This is a genomic window from Streptomyces actuosus (genome assembly GCF_016921115.1).
Lineage (GTDB): Bacteria > Actinomycetota > Actinomycetes > Streptomycetales > Streptomycetaceae > Streptomyces > Streptomyces actuosus_A.
This window is the reverse complement of the sequence record NZ_JAFFZS010000020.1, coordinates 53,418-71,445: the sequence shown is the minus strand read 5'-3', so window position 1 is coordinate 71,445 and position 18,028 is coordinate 53,418. Positions and strand designations below refer to the sequence as shown.

Sequence of the window (18,028 nt, the reverse complement as noted above, 5' to 3'; positions counted from 1 at the left end):
CAGAGTTCACTAGGGTCTGCATGCCGGTCGGTGCCAGGATGAGCCGACTGCGCGTCAGAACCACGGCGAGGAACACGGGGGACACGGCATGAGCGAGCGGGACGTACCGGCACCGCGGGCGGCACGGGAGATTCCCGAGCGGTATCTGGACGGCTGCGCCCGCATCCTGGCCGAGGTGTCGGCCACGGGCCGCCGGCTGACCCGCGAGGAGGTCGAGTCCCGCCGCGCACTGGGCGAGCAGGCCGCGGAGGCCGGCCACGGGCTGCGCGCCCTCGTCGGCGCCCACCTGTCCGCGGCCCGCGCGGCCTGGCCGTCCGCCTCCGGCACGGCCGCCGAGGCGCTGGGCGCCGTCCAGCAGATCGTGGACGCCTTCGCCGAGGGCTACGAGCGCGCCCAGCGCCTGGCGGTCCGTCAGGAGGAGGCGGCGCGGCGGGAGTTCATCGACGACCTGCTCTACGGCCGGAGCGACCTGGGCCGGCTGGCCGAGCGAGCGGAGCGGTTCGGGCTGCGCCTGTCCCACGCGCACGCGGTCGCCGTCGCGCAGGGCCCGGCCGCCTACGACGAGGGCGACCCGGTGGCCCGCCGGGTCGAGCAGGCCCTCATCGCCCGCTTCGGCGACCGCAACGTCCTGCTCACCACCAAGGACGGCCGGCTGCTGTGCATCGCGCCCGGCCACCAGCAGGAGGTACTGACGCACTTCGCGAAGCAGGCCCACGCCGCCACCGACGGCGGCCAGGTCGCCCTCGGCCGCGCGCAACCGGGCCCCGGCGGCGTCGTCCAGTCCTACGAAGAGGCCCTCAACGCCCTGGAACTGGCCACGCGCCTGGACCTCGACGCCCCCGTCCTGCACGCGGCCGACCTGCTCGTCTATCCCGTCCTCACGCGTGACCGGCAGGCCATGGCCGACCTCGTGGTGGGAACCCTCGGTCCGCTCACCGCCGCCCGCGGGGGCGCCGAACCGCTGCTGGACACGCTCACCGCCTACTTCGACTCCGGCTGCGTCGCAGCGGAGGCCGCCCGCCGCCTCTCGCTGAGCGTGCGGGCCATGACCTACCGTCTGGAACGCATCCACAAGCTCACCGGGGCCGACCCCTCCGACCCCGCCCACCGCTACATGCTCCAGACCGCGGTCATCGGCGCCCGCCTGCTGGACTGGCCGTCCCGGCAGCTCTGACCTCGGACACCGTCCCGCGGGGGCGCCGTCCTACACGGGCGACCGTCCCGGGCGGACGCCGGCCCGCAGGAGCGCCGGGCGGGGGTGGTGCGCGGGCCGCTCGGGCACCGGGCGGATCCGGCGGGAGCCGGGGTCCGGCGGCGGTGACGTCCGGCTGTCGGTGCCCGGCGCCATACTCTTCGGCACCGGTCCCTCCCCTCGTGGGGACCGGTGCCGAGAACAGTGGGGGGCGGCTTCTTCCCCGGCCGGGGGCCAGGGTCGGGAGGAGGGCGGAACCGGGCGGCGGCGGGTGGCGGGACGGTGCCGCGGGAGTCACGGAAACGGTTCCGCGGCATCACCGAGCGTGTCGCCGGGCACTCGCGCGGGCGCCGTGCGGCCCTCGGCTCCCGTGCGGAGATCCTGCCAGGTGAGTGGTGCCCGCCGGGGGTTCCGGTCCTGCCGGAGACACCTTCGCCGCAGGTCAGACGTATAAAGTGAGTTTTCCGGTCCGGAAGTCCGGACGTGTGTGGAGGTGACGGGTGGAGACCGTGGGGTCCGGGCCAGGGGCACGCACGGCCTTCGCCGAGCGGCTGGCGCTGCTGTACAAGGAGGCCGGCAACCCTCCGCTGAAGCGGGTGTCCGAATCGGTCGGCCGGTTGCAGCGCGTGGACGAGCGGGGACGGCCCGTGCGCGTCTCCGCACAGCGGATCAGTGACTGGCGGCGGGCCAGGAACGTGCCGGCCCAGTTCGCCGCGCTCGCCGCGGTGCTCCAGGTCCTCATCCCCGAGGCGCGGCGCGAGCAGCCGATACCGGCGTCCCCCGGGCTGTACGACCTGCCCCAGTGGCAGCGGCTGTGGGAGCAGGCCGTGGCCGGACCCGCCGGTGACCGGCCGGGAACCGGCGCCGAGGACACCGGGCGCCCGGCCGCGCAGGCCCCCGCGGTGCCCGGTGGGGTGTGCCCGTACCGGGGACTCGCCTCCTACCGGCGCGAGGACGCCCGGTGGTTCTTCGGCCGCGAGCGCAGCACGCGGGCGCTCGTCGGCCAGCTCGCCGCGACCGAGCGGGCCGGGGGGCTGGTCATGCTCGTCGGGGCCTCGGGGGCCGGGAAGTCGTCCCTGCTCAACGCGGGACTGGTACCGGCGCTCCAGACCGCGGACGAGGCCCGCGAGGTCCTCCAGCTGGTGCCCGGCGCCGACCCACTGGCCGAGCTGGCCCGCCATGTTCCCGAGCTCGCCCCTGTCGTCGCAGCGCAGCGCGGACCGGACGGAACAGATACGGCGGACGGGCCGGACAGGCCGGGGGGAACGGACGGACCGGAGGGGCCGGCCGAGGAGGCCGGGCCCGCGTCGCGCACCGCGGCCGACGGCCTCTCCGCCCCCGCGGCGGACCTCGCGCCCGCCGTCCGCCGTGCCCTCGCCGCCCGGGCCGCACGGGTCGGCGCCGCCCCCGGCGCCCGGCCGGTCGTGATCGTCGACCAGTTCGAGGAGACCTTCACGCTCTGCCCGCGCGAGGCGGACCGGCGCACCTTCGTCCGGGTGCTGCACGCCGCGTGCACGCCCGCCGCGCCCGGCGAGCCGGCGCCCGTGCGCGTCGTGCTCGGGATCCGCGCCGACTTCTACGAGCAGTGCCTGAGCCACCCGGAGCTGGCCGACGCCCTCCAGCACCGGCACATGGTGCTCGGCCCGCTGACCACCGCCGAGCTCCGCGAGGCGGTCGCCGGCCCGGCCAGGGCCGTCGGTCTGGAACTGGAGCCGGGCCTGGCCGAACTGATCGTGCGGGAGGTCAGCGCCGACGGCCCGCGCGGGGCGCACGACGCGGGGGTGCTGCCGCTGCTGTCGCACGCGATGCTCGCCACCTGGCAGCGACGCAAGGCGGCCCGGCTGACGCTGGCCGGGTACCGGGCGGCCGGCGGCATCCGGGGGGCCGTCGCGGCGACCGCGGAGCGGGCGTGGGCGGAGCTGGATCCGGCGGCCCGCACCGCGGCGCGGCTGCTGCTGCTGCGGCTGGTGCGGCTCGGTGAGGACACGCACGCCACGCGTCGGCGGGGCGCACGGCGACAGCTGGCGCGGGAGTCCGCGGACCCCGGCAGGACGGAGGAGTCGCTGGAGGCACTGGTACGCGCCCGGCTGGTGACACTCGACGCGGACACCGTGGAGATCACCCACGAGGCGCTGCTGACCGCGTGGCCGCGGCTGCGGGACTGGATCGACGAGGACCGGGGCGGCAACCTGCTGCGGCAGCGGCTGGAGGAGGACGGCCGGTCCTGGGAGGACTCCGATCGCGACCCGTCGCTGCTCTACCGCGGCTCCCGGCTGGAGCAGGCGCACACGTGGGCGCGATCGGCCGGGGACACCTTCCTGACCCGCAGTGCGGTGGAGTTCCTGGCCGCCTCGGTCCGGCTGCGGCGGCGCACCGTGTGGATCGGCCGGGCCGCCGTGGCGGCGCTGGTCGCACTGGCACTCGTGGCGGCGGGCGCGGCGGTGGTGGCCTGGCAGCAGCGCGACGACGCGGTGTTCGAGCAGGTGCTCGCCGAGGCGGACCGGGTCCAGGACACCGACCCGTCGCTCTCGGCCCAGCTGGACCTGGTGGCGCACCGGCTGCGCCCGCACGACCGGGACACCGACAACCGGCTGGTGTCGATCGTGAACGCGCCGCTGGCGACCCCGCTGACCGGCCACACCGGCGCCGTGTACCTCACCTCCTTCAGCCCGGACGGGCGGCTGCTGGCGACCGCCAGCTACGACCGCACCGTCCGGCTGTGGAACGTCGCCGACCCCACCCGTCCCACGCCCCTCGGCGGGCCCCTGACGGGCCACACCAGTTGGGTGAGCAGTGCCGTGTTCCGCCCCGACGGCCGGGTCCTGGCCAGCGCCGGGGACGACGGCACGATCCGCCGCTGGGACGTCACCGACCCGGCCCGGCCGCGTCCGCTCGGGGCGCCCCTGCCCGGTCGGCACGGCACCGTCTACCTGATCGCCTTCAGCCCGGACGGCCGTGTCCTGGCCTCGGCCGGCGAGGACCGCACCGTCCGCCTGTGGGACATGGCCGACCCGGCCCGCCCGAGGCAACTGGCCACGCTGACCGGCCACACGGCGGCCGTGCGCTCGGTCGCCTTCGCCCCGGACGGCCGTACGGTGGCCACCGGCGGCGACGACGGCAGCGTGCGGCTGTGGGACACCGCCGACCCGGCCCGGCCGCGGATGCTGACCACGCTGACCGGGCACACCGGAACGGTGCACTCCGTCGCGTTCAGCCCAGACGGCCGCACCCTGGCCAGCGGCAGCAGCGACGACACCGTCCGCCTGTGGAACACGGCCGACCCGCGGCACGCCGGCCAGCTCGGCGGGCCGCTCACCGGGCACACCGGCCCCATCTGGTCGGTGGCGTTCAGCCCGGACGGCGCGCTGCTCGCGGCGGCCAGCGCCGACAGCACGGCGAGCCTGTGGAGCGTCACCGACCCGGGCCACGCGGCGCAGATCGGCGAACCGCTGGCAGGGGCGAGCGGCGAGATGTACGCGCTGGGGTTCAGCCCCGACGGGCACACGCTCGCCACCGGCAGCGGCGACAGCAAGGTGCGGCTGTGGGCGGTGCCCGCGGCGGACATGGTCGGCCGGGACGGCGCTTTCCGCCCGGACGGGAAGGTGCTGGCGACGGCCGCGCGCGACGGTCGGCTGCGGCTGTGGGACGTGGGCCGGCCCGGGGCGCCCGTGCCGCTGGGCGAACCGTTCATGCCCGCCGACGACGTCGAGCGCAAACCGGTGTTCTCCCCCGACGGCCGCATGCTCGCCGTGCTGACGGCGGACCACGAGGTGTACCTGTGGAACGTCACCGACCCCGCCCGGCCGGTCGCCGCCGGGCCGCCCGTCGTCCTGCGGACCCGTTTCGCGGACGCGGTGGCCTTCAGCCCTGACGGCCGCACGCTCGCCACGGCCTACGAGGACCGCACCGTCCGGCTGTGGGACGTCACCGACCCGGCCCGCACCGTGCCCGTCGGCGCGCCCCTGACCGGCCACCGGGGCTACCTGAACGCCCTGGTGTTCAGCCCCGACGGCCGCACCCTGGCCAGCGGCAGCGCGGACGGCACCGTGCGGCTGTGGAACACCGCCGACCCGGCCCGCACCGTGCCCGTCGGCGCGCCCCTGACCGGCCACACCGGCCCGGTGAACGCGCTCTTCTACAGCCCGGACGGCCGCACGCTGGCCAGCGGCAGCGACGACGACACCGTACGGCTGTGGAATGTCACCGACCCGGCCCGTGCGCGGCAGTTGGGCCCGCCGCTCACCGGGCACACCGAGGCGGTGGTGTCCCTGACCCTCAGCCCCGACGGCCGCACACTGGCCAGCGGTGGGAACGACAACACGGTCAGACTGTGGAACATCGCCGACCCCGCGCACGCCACGCCGATCGGCCAGTCGATGAGCCCCAACGCCAAGGCCGGCAACTTCCTGTCGTTCAGCCCCCGCGGCGGCATGCTCGGGGTGTCCAGCGGCACCGGCACCGTGCGGTTGTGGAACCTGGACGTCGACCGGGCGGTGCGACGCATCTGCGCGACCACGCGGGGAGTCCTGACGGAGCGGAAGTGGCGCGAGTACCTGCCCCGGCTGTCCTACGACCCGCCTTGCGACGCCTGACCGAACCCCGGGTTGAAGTGATCCGGGTCACATGGCACACCCTCAGTCCGGCGGGCGGCTCCCACAGGCGGGGCAGCCCTGTTAGCCTTGGCCACAGCCCGATCGCTGGTGCATCCCCCGTCGCCAGCGGTCGGGCCTTTTTCATGGGCCGGCGCCGGGGTGCCGTAGCCTGATCATGTGCCCCAGGCCCACGACGAGACCCCAACTTCCCTTCGCCGCACGCCTGGAGAGGCCGTGGGCGCCGCCGTGCCGGACCGGCGCGTCGTCGTCGTCACCGCCGTTCACGCCCCCTCGGCCCGCTATCTGCCGCAGGCCCACGCGTCGCTGTGCGAGCAGCGGCTGCCCGACGGCTGGGACTGGCGCTGGGTCGTCCGGGAGGACGGCACCACCGACGCCGTACGCCCCCACGTCCCCGACGACGAGCGGATCGTCTTCCGCCAGGGGCGGCCCGGCGGACCGGGGGTCGCCCGCACGATCGCCCTGTCGGACGCCGACGGGACGTACGTGAAGATCCTCGACGCCGACGACCGGCTCACACCGGGTGCCCTCGCCCGCGACCTGGCGGCCCTGGAGGCCGACCCCGGACTGGGCTGGGCCACGTCCCGGGCGCTGGACCTGCTGCCGGACGGCTCCACGGCCGGCTTCCCCGGCGATCCGCCCGAGGGCCCGATCGAGCGCGGTGCCGTGCTCGACTTCTGGGCGGCCAACGACCACCGCGCCCAGGTCCATCCGGCGACCCTCTTCGTCCGCCGCGACCTGCTGCTGGCCCTCGGCGGCTGGATGGCCCTGCCCGCCTCCGAGGACACCGGCCTGCTGCTCGCGCTGAACGCCATAAGCCGCGGCTGGTTCTCGGCCGACACCGGGCTGCTCTACCGCAAGTGGGACGGCCAGATGACCGGCCAGAGAGCGCACACCGACCCGGCGGAGCGCCGGGCCCGCATGGCGGTGGTGGCGGCGCGGGCTCGGGCGCTGGCGAAACTGGGCTGGAACTGGCCGGCTATCCCTGCCGCCCCAGCATGATCGCCTGCGACGGGCAGCCCTCCGCCGCGCGCCGCACCGCAGGATCGTCGCCGTCGTCCTCGCGGCCCGGCAGCACCGCGCCGAAGCCGTCGACGACCGTGAAGACGGACGGAACCCGGTAGACGCAGTCGCCGGAGCCGTAGCACCGCTCCGGATCCACGGAGATCTTCATCTGCACTCCCGTACGTACGAGGGGCCGTCACCGGCCCTGCTGCCCCGCGCGGCACCCGGCCGAAACCCGGGCGGGTCCCCCGCCCGGCCGGTGCACCGCACGAGTTCTACCGCGGCAGATGCCGCCGGGCGAAGTCCAGTTCCAGCCCGACCTGCCTGATCCGCTCGTCGACCACCAGCGAACCGTGCCCGGCGTCGTACCGGTAGACCTCGTGGACGGCGCCGCGGGCGGCCAGGCGGTCGACGTAGTTCTCGATCTGGCGGATGGGGCAGCGGGGGTCGTTGACGCCCGCCGAGATGTGGACGGGGGCCCTGACCTCGTCGACGTAGGTCAGTGGCGACGACGCCGCGAAGCGCTCCGGGACCTCCTCGGGCGTGCCGCCGAGCAGGGTCCGGTCCATCGCCTTCAGCGCCTCCATCTCGTCGTGGTAGGCCGTGACGTAGTCGGCGACCGGGACCGCCGCGATGCCCAGCGTCCACGCCTCGGGCTGGGTGCCGAGGCCGAGGAGGGTGAGATAGCCGCCCCAGGAGCCGCCGGTGAGGATCAGCCGGGCGGGGTCCGCGAGGCCGGAGGTGATCGCCCACTGGCGGACCGCCTCGATGTCCTCCAGCTCGATCAGGCCCACCCGGTGCTTCAGCGCGTCCGTCCAGGCCCGGCCGTAGCCGGTGGAGCCGCGGTAGTTGACGCGGACCACCGCGTAGCCGTGGTCCACCCAGGCTGCGGGACCCGCCGCGAAGGAGTCGCTGTCGTGCCAGGTCGGTCCGCCGTGGATGTCGAAGACCGTCGGCAGCGGGCCCTCGGCCCCCGCCGGCCGCTGCACCAGGGCGTGGATGCGCCCGCCGGGGCCGTCCACCCACACGTCCTCCACCGGCACCGAGCCGGGCGACTTCATGCCGGGCGGATCCAGGACCACCCCGCCCGCCGTGGACCGCACCACGGGCGGCTCCGCCGCCGACGACCACAGGTACTCCACGGTGCCGTCGGGGCGGGCCGTCGCCCCCGAGACGGTTCCCGGCGGGGTGGGGATCCGCTCCAGCGCACGGTCGGTCAGGTCGTACCGGTACAGCTCGCTGCGGGCCTCGAAGCCGTGCGCGACGAGCAGGGCGCTGCCGTCCGGGTACCACTCGGCGCTGACGTCGCCCGGCAGGTCCAGGGCGAGGTCGCTCTGCTCCCCCGTCGCCACGTCCCACACCAGCGGCTCCCAGCGGCCCCGGCGCTGGTGGCCGATGAGCAGGCGGGTGTCGCCGTCGACGGGCGCGAAGCCGAGCACCTCCAGGCCCAGCTCCTTCGTGCCGCCCTCGGTGTCGTCCAGTTCGGCGACCGCCGTGCCGTCGGGTCGCACCACCCGCAGCGCCGAGTGCATCGCGTCGCCGTGCTCGGTGTGCTCCAGCGCGATCAGCGAACCGTCGTGGGAGAGGTCGCCCACGCCGGCCGACTCGCGGTGCCGGTAGATCTCCACCGGCGGCTCGCCGGTCCGGGCGAGGTGGATCGTGGTGCCCTCCTCGTCCGTGGAGCGGCCGACGACCGCCGTCCGGCCGTCCCGGCCCAGGGCCAGGCCCGCCGGGTAGGAGGGGTCCAGGCCCGGCGCGGCCAGCTCGTCCTCGCCGCCGGAGAAGGGGCGGCGGCGCCACACGCCGAACTCGTCGCCGTCCTTGTCGTCGAACCACCAGATGCCGGCGCCGTCCGGGGAGAGCACGCCGTCCGTCGTGCCGTTCGGCCGGTTGGTCACCTGGTGCTGCTCACCGGTCGAGCGGTCCCAGGAGTACAGCTCGTACGTGCCCGTGGCGTTCGACACGAACAGGGACCGGTGCGGGGCGTCCTGCGCCCAGTCCGGAAGGGACACCCTCGGCGCCCGGAACCGCTTCTCCCAGTCCGGCATCTCCCGCGGGGCACCCCCGGAAGTGTCACCGGAAACGTCCTCAGACATCAGCGCGCCCGCCTCCCGGTCCCCTGTGGTGGACCTGTTGCTCTCAGTCATGTGGCCATCCTGCCCGCTCGGGCCTGGTATCGATCGCCCAGGTCCCCAGCCTGTGGACATCCCGCCCGGACCCGCGGCGCGGGATGGACGAGCCCGCGTGCGGGAACCGCCGCGGGGCACCGTACCGTGGAGGACGTGTACCGGTTCCTGCTGACGCCCCGCTGGTGGGGGATCAACGTCTTCGTGCTGCTGGCCATCCCCTTCTGCGTGTTCATGGGGTCCTGGCAGCTGAGCCGGTTCGAGGCGCGGGTCGACGAGCACCGCAGCGCCGAGGCCGATGCCGCCGCCGACCGCGGGGCGCCGGCCCGCCCGCTGGCCGACCTGCTCCCCGTCGACAAGCAGACCTCCGGCAAGCAGGTCACCGCGACCGGCCGGTACGGCGAGCAGCTCCTCGTCCCCGACCGGGAACTGGACGGCAGGAGCGGCTTCTACGTCCTGACCCTGCTGCGCACCGACTCAGGAAAGGCCCTGCCGGTGGTCCGCGGCTGGCTGCCGGGCATCGCCGACCCGGCGAAGGCGCCTGCCCCGCCGAAGGGCGAGGTCCGTGTCACGGGAGCGCTCCAGGCCTCGGAGACGCCCGGCGACAACGGCGTCAGCGCCCGCGGCGGGCTGCCGTCCGGGCAGACGGCTGCGATCAGTGCGGCCTCGCTGGTGAACCTCGTGCCGTACGACCTGTACGACGCGTGGGTCACCCTGGACCGGGCCGACGCCGGGATGACGGCCGTGCCGGCCGCCTCGCCCTCGGGCAGCGGGCTGGACCTGAAGGCGTTCCAGAACCTCGGCTACACCGGGGAGTGGTTCGTCTTCGCCGGGTTCGTGGTGTTCATGTGGTTCCGGCTGCTGCGGCGCGAGGTGGAGTACCAGCGGGACGCTCGGCTGGGGATCGTCCCCGAGCAGGAGTCCGCGCCCGTCCCGGCGCCGGCCCGGGCCCCCGGGGCGTGAGGGGGCGCGGCCCGTCCCGTCGCCGGAACGGGCTCCCGTCCTCCGCCTCTACCACCGCGGCTCCGGTCCCGCGGCGGCTCCGCTGCTACTGCGACAGCAGCCCCGTGCGGTACACCGTGCCCGCGCAGGCGTGCGGCACCGTCACGGTGACGGGTTCCGTGCCCGTCGCCGGGGTGTAGGAGACGACGACACCGCCGTCCGTGCCGTCCTCGGTGACCAGCTGGGTCGTGGTGCCGGTGTCGCCGCCGGTGGACGTGCCGGGGGCGACGCCGGTGGAGGCCGGGCTGGGCGAGGGAGCGGACGAGGACGTGCCGGTGCCGTCGCCCCCGCCGCCGTCGGCGCCGCCGCCCCCGCCGGTGGTGGGGCAGGTCTCCTCCGGGACCCAGGCGAACCGCACGTCGAACGCGGAGCCGGGCGCCAGGACCAGTTCGGGAAGGCTGAGCGAGGGATCGGGCAGATCGGGGGCGGCGTCGCCCGCGGTGTGCTGCACGACCGTGATCCTCGCCGGGTCGGCGGCGCCCTTGGCGAGGAGGGCCATGTTCCCCGCACCGCCCACCACGCACTTGGCGCCCGAGACGTTGACCAGGTGGAACGCGCCGTACACGATGCCGGCGGAGTCCGGGACGTCGGCGGTGGCCGTGGCGCTGCCGAGCTGGCCGGCGGTGCACCGCGGAGGATCGGCGGGGCCGGTGGCCCGCGGGTCGGGGGCCTGCGAGGCGGCGGTGCCCGGGCCGGCGCTCCTGCCCTGGCCGGTGTCCTTGCTGCCGCCCTGCCCCTTGCCGGTGCCCGCGCCGGATCCGCTGCCGGTCGCGCCCTCCTTGCCGTCGGAGCTCTTGCCCTCGCCGGTGCCGCCCTGGACCTGCGAGCTGTTGCCGGCGATGGAGGGGTCGGCGACGGTGCCGGTGGCCTGGGAGACGTGCAGCAGTGCGGGGACGGCCGTCCCCAGGAAGAGGGCCGCGGCGGCCGCGCCGACGGCCGCCTGGCGCTTGCGCGCCCGGCGTGCGGGGACCGCCCGCTGCAGGTGCTCCAGGACGCCGTCGCGCGGCTCGATCTCCTGGACCGCGTGGTGCAGCATGCGGCGCAGCGCCAGCTCGTCCGAGTCGAGCCCGCCCGGGCTCTGGTCGTCCAGGCCGTCGTTCACAGTTCCGTTCCCAGCGTGCAGGTGTTTCGGATCGTGCGTGCGGGGCCACCGCGCAGGCTCGGCTCCCCGGTCCGGCGCGGGGCCGAGGTCCGGCGTAGGGCCCCGGTCGGGCGGCCCGTCCGGGTACGGCACACCGCCCGGGTCCGTGGCGGGGCACTCGCCGGTGGGCCGGTGGTCCGGGGACCGCTCGGGCCGCGGGCGGGCGTGCGCGTCCGGGGCGCGGCGGGCTCCCGGGTCGCGCCGCGCGTCGTCCCCGCCCGCTGCCCCGTACCCGTCCGTGCCCCCGTTGCCGCCCGTGCCGTCCGTCATGCCCGGGCCTCCATCGCCTTGCGCAGCGCGGCGATGCCACGCGAGCCGTACGCCTTGACCGAGCCCAGCGAGATGCCGAGCGTCTCGGCGACCTGGGCCTCGGTCATGTCCGCGAAGTAGCGCAGCACGAGCACCTCGCGCTGCCGGCGCTGGAGCCCTTTCATCGCCTTGATCAGCGAGTCGCGCTCCAGCAGGTCGTAGGCGCCCTCCTCCGCGCTGGCCATGTCCGGCATGGGCTTGGACAGCAGCTTCAGGCCGAGGATGCGTCGGCGCAGCGCCGAGCGGGAGAGGTTGACCACCGTCTGACGCAGATAGGCGAGCGTCTTCTCGGGGTCGCGGACCCGCTTGCGTGCCGAGTGCACGCGGATGAAGGCCTCCTGCACGACGTCCTCGCAGGAGGCGGTGTCGTCGAGGAGGAGGGCGGCGAGGCCCAGCAGCGAGCGGTAGTGGGCGCGGTAGGTCTCGGTGAGATGGTCGACGGTGGTGCCGGCGGCCGCGGTCCGTCCGGCTCCGTCGCGCTGACTGGGTATGCGGGCGGGCCGCGCTGCGGGCATGGGCGCGATCACCGGCATGCCGCCGGGCGCACCTGGCCTGCGGGATCGGCGGCCGCCCGCGGACGGGGGCCGCGAGGCCGTCCCGCGCGCCGCCGCAGTGAAGTCGAGTACCTGTGCCACGCCAGTTGGACACGCTTCCCCCCGTCGGGGTTGTACGTGCCGGGCGTCACTTCTGCGCCGACCATGAGTCCCGCTCTTCCCCTAAGTCCGAACGAACGGGCGTCCCCACGCCCGCTCCAGGCCGTCCCCACGTCCCGGATGACACGCGTCACCTCCGCCCCAGCACAGGGCCACCGCAAAGACGCTCCCCGCACTCCGCGCGGTTGCGGAGGGCGGGGAGGAAAATCTTCGGCCGCCCCGGGGCGGTACTCAAGTGGTCCGGACCATTGCCCTGATCACATCAATCATGCAGATCTTATAAACGGACCGCGGGAGAGACACTCGATTTCCCGCCGCGGAAGGGCCCTACGCCAACTCCTCCGCCACCAGTTCCGCGATCTGCGCGGTGTTCAGCGCGGCCCCCTTGCGCAGGTTGTCGCCGCACACGAACAGCTCCAGCGCCGTCGGGTCGTCCAGTGTCCGGCGCACCCGCCCCACCCAGGTCGGGTCGGTGCCCACCGCGTCGGCGGGCGTGGGGAACTCACCGGCGGCCGGGTTGTCGAACAGCACGACACCGGGCGCGGTGGCGAGGATCTCCTGCGCGCCGTCGACGGTGACCTCGCCCTGGAAGCGGGCGTGCACCGTCATCGAGTGCGTGGTGACGACCGGCACCCGCACACAGGTGACGGCGACGGGCAGCTGCGGCAGCCCGAGGATCTTGCGGGACTCGTCCCGCACCGTCATCTCCTCCGACGACCAGCCGTCCTCGCGCAGCGACCCGGCCCACGGCACCACGTTCAGCGCGACCGGCTCCGGGAACGGCCCCGTCCGGTCACCGACCGCCCGCCGCACGTCGCCCGGGCCGGTCCCCAGCTCGGTACCTGCGACGAGGGACAACTGCTCCCGCAGCGTGTCGATCCCGGCCCGGCCGGACCCGCTGACCGCCTGGTACGACGACACCACCAGCTCGCGCAGCCCGTACTCGGCGTGCAGCGCGCCCAGGGCGACGATCATCGACAGCGTCGTGCAGTTGGGGTTGGCGACGATCCCGCGCGGCCGGTTCCGCACGGTGTGCGCGTTGACCTCGGGCACCACCAGCGGCACGTCCGGATCCATCCGGAAGGCCGCGGAGTTGTCGACCACCACGACGCCCTTGGCCGCGGCGACGGGTGCCCACCGGGCGGAGACGTCGTCGGGCACGTCGAACATGGCGACGTCGACGCCGTCGAAGGCGGCTTCGTCGAGCGCCGCCACCTCGACCTCCTCACCGCGCACGGACAGCTTGCGGCCGGCCGAGCGCGGCGAGGCGATCAGACGGATCTCGCCCCAGACGTCCGCCCGCTGGGACAGGATCTGGAGCATGACAGCGCCGACGGCCCCGGTCGCCCCCACGACCGCGAGCGTCGGTCGGCCCTTCATCGCCGTGCGCCTCCGTGACGTCGGGCGGTCATCGCCCGGTGCCTCCGTAGACGACGGCCTCGTCGGTGTCGGAGTCCAGCCCGAAGGCGGTGTGCACGGCCCGGACGGCCTCCGTGACGTCGTCGGCGCGCGTCACGACCGAGATGCGGATCTCGGAGGTCGAGATGAGCTCGATGTTCACGCCCGCGTCGGACAGCGCGGTGAAGAAGTCCGCGGTGACACCGGGGTTGGTCTTCATCCCGGCGCCCACCAGCGAGATCTTGCCGATCTGGTCGTCGTAGCGCAGCGAGTCGAAGCCGATGCCGCCCTTGTTCTTCTCCAGCGCGTCGATGGCCTTGCGGCCCTCGGTCTTCGGCAGGGTGAAGGAGATGTCCGTCAGTCCGGTGGACGCGGCGGACACGTTCTGCACGACCATGTCGATGTTGATCTCGGCGTCGGCGATGGTCCGGAAGATGGACGCGGCCTCGCCCGGCTTGTCCGGCACACCGACGACCGTGATCTTGGCCTCGGAGGTGTCGTGTGCGACACCGGAGATGATGGCCTGCTCCACCTTCTTCTCCCCTTGCTGAATCGGCTCGTTGCTGACCCACGTGCCCTGCAGCCCGCTGAAGCTGGAGCGGACGTGGATCGGGATGTTGTAGCGGCGGGCGTACTCCACACACCGGTGGAGCAGCACCTTGGACCCGGACGCGGCCAGTTCGAGCATGTCCTCGAACTGGATCCAGTCGATCTTCCGAGCCTTCTTCACCACGCGCGGGTCGGCGGTGAACACGCCGTCGACGTCGGTGTAGATCTCGCAGACCTCGGCGTCGAGCGCGGCGGCCAGCGCCACGGCCGTGGTGTCGGACCCACCGCGCCCGAGGGTGGTGATGTCCTTGCTGTCCTGGCTGACGCCCTGGAAGCCGGCGACGATGGCGATGTTGCCCCCGTCCAGCGAGTCGCGGATGCGGCCCGGCGTCACGTCGATGATCCGCGCTTTGTTGTGGACCGAGTCGGTGATGACACCTGCCTGGCTGCCGGTGAACGACTGGGCGCTGTGCCCAAGGTTCTTGATCGCCATGGCCAGAAGTGCCATGGAGATCCGCTCTCCGGCGGTCAGCAGCATGTCGAGCTCACGCCCGGCAGGGATCGGGGAAACCTGCTCGGCGAGATCGATCAGCTCGTCCGTCGTGTCGCCCATCGCGGAAACCACGGCGACGACCTGGTGGCCGTTCTTCTTGGCTTCCACGATCCGCTTGGCGACGCGCTTGATGCCCTCGGCATCGGCTACGGAGGAGCCTCCGTACTTCTGCACGACAAGGCCCACGTGCGCTCCTCGCTCCGTTTGTGTTCTTTCCGCATGTACGACGGTGCACTGCGGTCGGTTCAGTCTATCGAGCGTCCGAAATCACCCCCCGCGATATCGCATGGTGAGATACCCCGGGGCCGCTCCGGCCGCTCGCGTCCAGAGGGCTCATGCCCAAGGGGCGGGAGGGCACGCGGGAATGTGGGTCGGGTCACATGTTCGGGGGGCGGAACCGGCCGTCGCACCCCGGCGGCAGCAAGGGGGACGACCACGGCGGCGGCCTGCGGGGCACTCCGGACGCGCAGGGCGCCGCGACCTGCGGGGCCGCCGCCCCGGTCACACCCCCGGAAGATCGCGTCGCCCCGGGGGGCTTCCCCCACGGCGCACGACGCGGGGTCGCCCGGAACTCCCGAGCCCCGGCACGGCACCGGCACGCGGGCGACTCGGAGGCGGCGGCAGGCCGACGGGGCGCACGAGCCTCACTGTCCGGAACACGGCAGCCGGGGAGAAGAACCGATCCGCCCGGCCTTGAGGACACGCCCCCCGCCCCGGGTGCCGGTCCCGGCACCGCGGACCGTCGTCCGCCGCAGCGGGGTCAGTCCGCCTGCTTCATGCCCAGCGGACCCGCGATCTCCTGGGCCATGACCTCGCCCGCCTCGAACTCCAGGGTCTCGTCCCCCATGCCCTGGTCGGTGTCCAGCCCGTCCAACTCCTGGAGGGGCTGGTTCAGCCGGACGTGGGCGAGGATCGAGTGGAGGGCGCGCAGGGTCGCGGACGCGGTCGAGCCCCAGTTGGAGAAGTACGAGAACTGCCACCACCACAGGGCCTCGCTGGTCCGGCCGGCGCGGTAGTGGGCCATGCCGTGGCGCAGGTCGGTGATGACGTCGGCCAGGTCGTCGGAGATGCGGGCCGGGACGGGCGCCTTGCGGGGCTCGTAGGGGTCGAAGACCTCGGAGTAGACGTCGATCGGCTCCAGCAGGCGGGCCAGGTTCTCGCGCAGCCCGTCGGCGTCCGGCTCCGGGCCGGGGTCGGGCTCGTAGCGCTCGTCGGGAACGACGTCCTCGTGCGCGCCCAGGCGACCGCCGGCCAGCAGCAGCTGGGAGACCTCAAGGAGGAGGAAGGGGACCGCCGAGGCCGGCTCGTCGCCCTTGGCGACCTCCGTGACGGCCACCAGGAAGCTCTCCACCTGGTCCGCGATCTGGACCGCGAAGTCGTCCGGGTTGTGCCCGGTCGCATGCAGCGTGGCGTCAGACATCTAGGAGTCGTCTCCCCTCGAAGGCGCGGCCGAGGGTGACCTCGTCCGCGTATTCCAGGTCGCCACCCACCGGGAGGCCGCTGGCCAGGCGGGTGACCTTCAGGCCCATGGGCTTGATCATGCGTGCGAGGTACGTGGCCGTGGCCTCGCCCTCGAGATTCGGATCGGTGGCCAGGATCAGCTCCGTGACCGTCCCGTCGGCCAACCGCGCGAGAAGTTCTCGTATACGCAGGTCGTCGGGTCCCACGCCCTCGATCGGGCTGATCGCTCCGCCCAGCACGTGGTACCGGCCCCGGAACTCGCGGGTGCGCTCGATCGCGACGACGTCCTTGGGCTCCTCGACGACGCAGATGACCGACACGTCTCGGCGGGGGTCGCGGCACACGGCGCACTGCTCCTCCTGCGCCACGTTGCCGCAGACGGCGCAGAAGCGGACCTTCGCCTTCACTTCGAGCAGGGCCTGGGCGAGGCGCCGGACGTCCGTCGGCTCCGCCTGGAGGATGTGGAAGGCGATCCGCTGCGCGCTCTTGGGACCGACGCCGGGCAGCCGCCCCAGCTCGTCGATGAGGTCCTGCACCACGCCTTCGTACAACGGACTGCCGTCCTTCCTCGTTCTGCTTCTCTACGTACGGTAGATGCCGCCCGCCTGTCTTAGAAAGGCAGACCGGGAATACCGCTGCCGCCGCCCAGTCCCTGGGCGAGCGGGCCCAGCTTCTGCTGCTGGAGGGTCTGCGCGTTCTCGTTGGCCGCCTGGACGGCCGCGACGACCAGATCGGCGAGGGTCTCGGTGTCCTCGGGGTCCACCGCCTTCGGGTCGATCTTCAGTGCGCGCAGCTCGCCGGCGCCCGTGACCGTCGCCCGCACCAGGCCGCCGCCGGCCTGGCCCTCGACCTCGGTCTGCGCCAGTTCCTCCTGGGCCCTGGCCAGGTCCTGCTGCATCTTCTGGGCCTGCTGGAGCAGCTGCTGCATGTTCGGCTGGCCACCACCGGGGATCACGGATCAGCTCCTGTCGTGCTGTCGTCAGCTGTCGTCAAGCCGTCACGGACCTCGTCCCGGTCCGCCTGGCACGAGCCTACGTGGTCTGCACCGGCGTCGCCGCAGCACTCTTTCGAGTGAGTCGATTGCGCGGTCTATACCTGATCAAGACCCACTTCCGGGCGGAAAGGTGAGGAAACCGGTCTCTTCGCCACCCATTGGGCGGTAGGAAGGGTCCGGCTCAGAGCACACGTCAGCATCATGTGTCACAGAATGTGACCGTTCGTCATTAGGGAGTGCCGGGTGGGTCAGCCGGAGATGCAGCCCGAGGGTCCGCCGCAGGACGGGCGGGGAGAGGGCGGGGCGGACCTGCGGCCGGGTGACCTGACCGGGCGGGCGTTCCCGCTCGGCGACTGGGGGGACCCCGCCCAGCGCCTTGACGACCTGTATCGCTGGGTGGAGCGCGGCGCGCTGGAGACGGCGGCCTGGTACCTGACGGACCGGGTGTGGAAGCGGCGCGGGGCGCGCATGCTGCGGTCGGGGGCGGCCGCGGGCGCGGTGTCGGCGGCGGCGCTGCCGCTGCTGGATCTCACCGGTGTCATGGGCGGGGTCGCCCCCTGGGGGTATCTCGCACTGCTGCTGGCCGTGGCGTGTGTGGGCGTGGACCGGTTCTTCGGGGTGACGGCGGGGTGGATAAGGGACGTCGCCACCGCCCAGGCGGTGCAGCGCCGGCTCCAGGTGCTGCAGTTCGACTGGGCCTTGGAGAGCGTGCGGGAGGTGCTGGGGCCGACGGACGGGACGGCCGGTGAGGCCGCCGAGCGGTGCCTCGGCGTGCTGCGGCGCTTCTCGGAGGACGTGACGGAACTGGTGCGGACGGAGACGACGGACTGGATGGTGGAGTTCCGCACCGGTTCCACGCCGATGGGGATCCACTCGGCGGTGGCCGCGGGCGGGGCCGCCCGGTCGGAGACCACGGGCGCGGGCGGTCGCTTTCCGGTGCCGCCGGGCGGCGCGCGGCCCAACATGCCCCGGCAGCGTCCCCCGGAACCGCGCTGAGCCCGATCCGCCCCCGGGGGATGCGGACGGCCGCGGTCA

14 protein-coding genes are annotated in these 18,028 nt (G+C 74.0%); 5 read left to right on the top strand and 9 right to left on the bottom strand.

Annotated features, from left to right (window positions below; all coding sequences use genetic code 11):
* Positions 1-88: 88 nt before the first annotated feature.
* The 3 genes from JS756_RS23230 to JS756_RS23220 all read left to right on the top strand — a co-directional run bounded on the left by JS756_RS23230 (position 89) and on the right by JS756_RS23220 (position 6,804).
* Positions 89-1,174: a PucR family transcriptional regulator gene (locus JS756_RS23230; RefSeq protein ID WP_205385116.1), complete on the top strand. Its 1,086-nt coding sequence runs from the start codon at positions 89-91 to the stop codon at positions 1,172-1,174.
* Between the two features lie 518 nt (positions 1,175-1,692).
* Entirely contained in the window at positions 1,693-5,784 is a 4,092-nt protein-coding gene (locus JS756_RS23225) for a WD40 repeat domain-containing protein (RefSeq protein WP_307790916.1), read from the top strand.
* Between the two features lie 234 nt (positions 5,785-6,018).
* Complete coding sequence (locus JS756_RS23220; protein WP_205385115.1) at positions 6,019-6,804, top strand: glycosyltransferase family 2 protein; 786 nt, start codon at positions 6,019-6,021, stop codon at positions 6,802-6,804.
* Here JS756_RS23220 and JS756_RS23215 read toward each other — a convergent pair.
* Positions 6,782-6,976: a ferredoxin gene (locus JS756_RS23215; protein ID WP_205385114.1), complete on the bottom strand. Its 195-nt coding sequence runs from the start codon at positions 6,974-6,976 to the stop codon at positions 6,782-6,784. The two genes, JS756_RS23220 and JS756_RS23215, sit on opposite strands and share 23 nt — an antisense overlap.
* Positions 6,977-7,082: 106 nt before the next feature.
* Complete coding sequence (locus tag JS756_RS23210) at positions 7,083-8,903, bottom strand: S9 family peptidase (RefSeq protein WP_205385162.1); 1,821 nt, start codon at positions 8,901-8,903, stop codon at positions 7,083-7,085.
* A gap of 186 nt (positions 8,904-9,089) precedes the next feature.
* Here JS756_RS23210 and JS756_RS23205 point away from each other — a divergent pair, with 186 nt between their 5' ends.
* Complete coding sequence (locus JS756_RS23205; RefSeq protein WP_205385113.1) at positions 9,090-9,896, top strand: SURF1 family protein; 807 nt, start codon at positions 9,090-9,092, stop codon at positions 9,894-9,896.
* 85 nt (positions 9,897-9,981) lie between these two features.
* Here the strand turns inward: JS756_RS23205 and JS756_RS23200 are convergent, their stop codons facing one another.
* The 7 genes from JS756_RS23200 to JS756_RS23170 form a co-directional block, all read right to left on the bottom strand.
* Positions 9,982-11,346, bottom strand: coding sequence for a hypothetical protein (locus JS756_RS23200; protein ID WP_240204218.1), 1,365 nt, complete (start codon positions 11,344-11,346; stop codon positions 9,982-9,984).
* On the bottom strand, positions 11,343-12,020 hold the full coding sequence (locus JS756_RS23195) for a SigE family RNA polymerase sigma factor (RefSeq protein ID WP_205385112.1): 678 nt from the start codon (positions 12,018-12,020) through the stop codon (positions 11,343-11,345). The genes JS756_RS23200 and JS756_RS23195 overlap by 4 nt, the downstream gene beginning before the upstream one ends.
* A gap of 345 nt (positions 12,021-12,365) precedes the next feature.
* On the bottom strand, positions 12,366-13,418 hold the full coding sequence (locus JS756_RS23190; protein ID WP_205385111.1) for an aspartate-semialdehyde dehydrogenase: 1,053 nt from the start codon (positions 13,416-13,418) through the stop codon (positions 12,366-12,368).
* A gap of 28 nt (positions 13,419-13,446) precedes the next feature.
* Positions 13,447-14,724, bottom strand: coding sequence for an aspartate kinase (locus JS756_RS23185; protein WP_205385110.1), 1,278 nt, complete (start codon positions 14,722-14,724; stop codon positions 13,447-13,449).
* A 574-nt stretch (positions 14,725-15,298) separates the two neighbouring features.
* On the bottom strand, positions 15,299-15,958 hold the full coding sequence (locus JS756_RS23180) for a DUF5063 domain-containing protein (RefSeq protein WP_205385109.1): 660 nt from the start codon (positions 15,956-15,958) through the stop codon (positions 15,299-15,301).
* Complete coding sequence (recR, locus tag JS756_RS23175; RefSeq protein WP_205385108.1) at positions 15,951-16,550, bottom strand: recombination mediator RecR; 600 nt, start codon at positions 16,548-16,550, stop codon at positions 15,951-15,953. The genes JS756_RS23180 and recR overlap by 8 nt, the downstream gene beginning before the upstream one ends.
* Positions 16,551-16,609: 59 nt before the next feature.
* Positions 16,610-16,954, bottom strand: a complete 345-nt coding sequence (locus JS756_RS23170) for a YbaB/EbfC family nucleoid-associated protein (protein WP_205385107.1) — start codon at positions 16,952-16,954, stop codon at positions 16,610-16,612.
* Positions 16,955-17,236: 282 nt separating this feature from the next.
* Here JS756_RS23170 and JS756_RS23165 point away from each other — a divergent pair, with 282 nt between their 5' ends.
* Positions 17,237-17,989 (top strand): SLATT domain-containing protein, encoded by a 753-nt coding sequence (locus JS756_RS23165; RefSeq protein ID WP_205385106.1) that lies wholly within the window; start codon positions 17,237-17,239, stop codon positions 17,987-17,989.
* Positions 17,990-18,028 lie beyond the last annotated feature (39 nt).

What these genes read in the sequence shown, in the direction of transcription:
- JS756_RS23210 (WP_205385162.1), bottom strand. Translation starts at nt 8,903, where the DNA reads ATGTCTGAGGACGTTTCCGGTGACACTTCCGGGGGTGCCCCGCGGGAG.
- JS756_RS23180 (WP_205385109.1), bottom strand. Translation starts at nt 15,958, where the DNA reads ATGTCTGACGCCACGCTGCATGCGACCGGGCACAACCCGGACGACTTC.
- JS756_RS23200 (WP_240204218.1), bottom strand. Translation starts at nt 11,346, where the DNA reads ATGACGGACGGCACGGGCGGCAACGGGGGCACGGACGGGTACGGGGCA.
- JS756_RS23190 (WP_205385111.1), bottom strand. Translation starts at nt 13,418, where the DNA reads ATGAAGGGCCGACCGACGCTCGCGGTCGTGGGGGCGACCGGGGCCGTC.
- JS756_RS23215 (WP_205385114.1), bottom strand. Translation starts at nt 6,976, where the DNA reads ATGAAGATCTCCGTGGATCCGGAGCGGTGCTACGGCTCCGGCGACTGC.
- JS756_RS23230 (WP_205385116.1), top strand. Translation starts at nt 89, where the DNA reads ATGAGCGAGCGGGACGTACCGGCACCGCGGGCGGCACGGGAGATTCCC.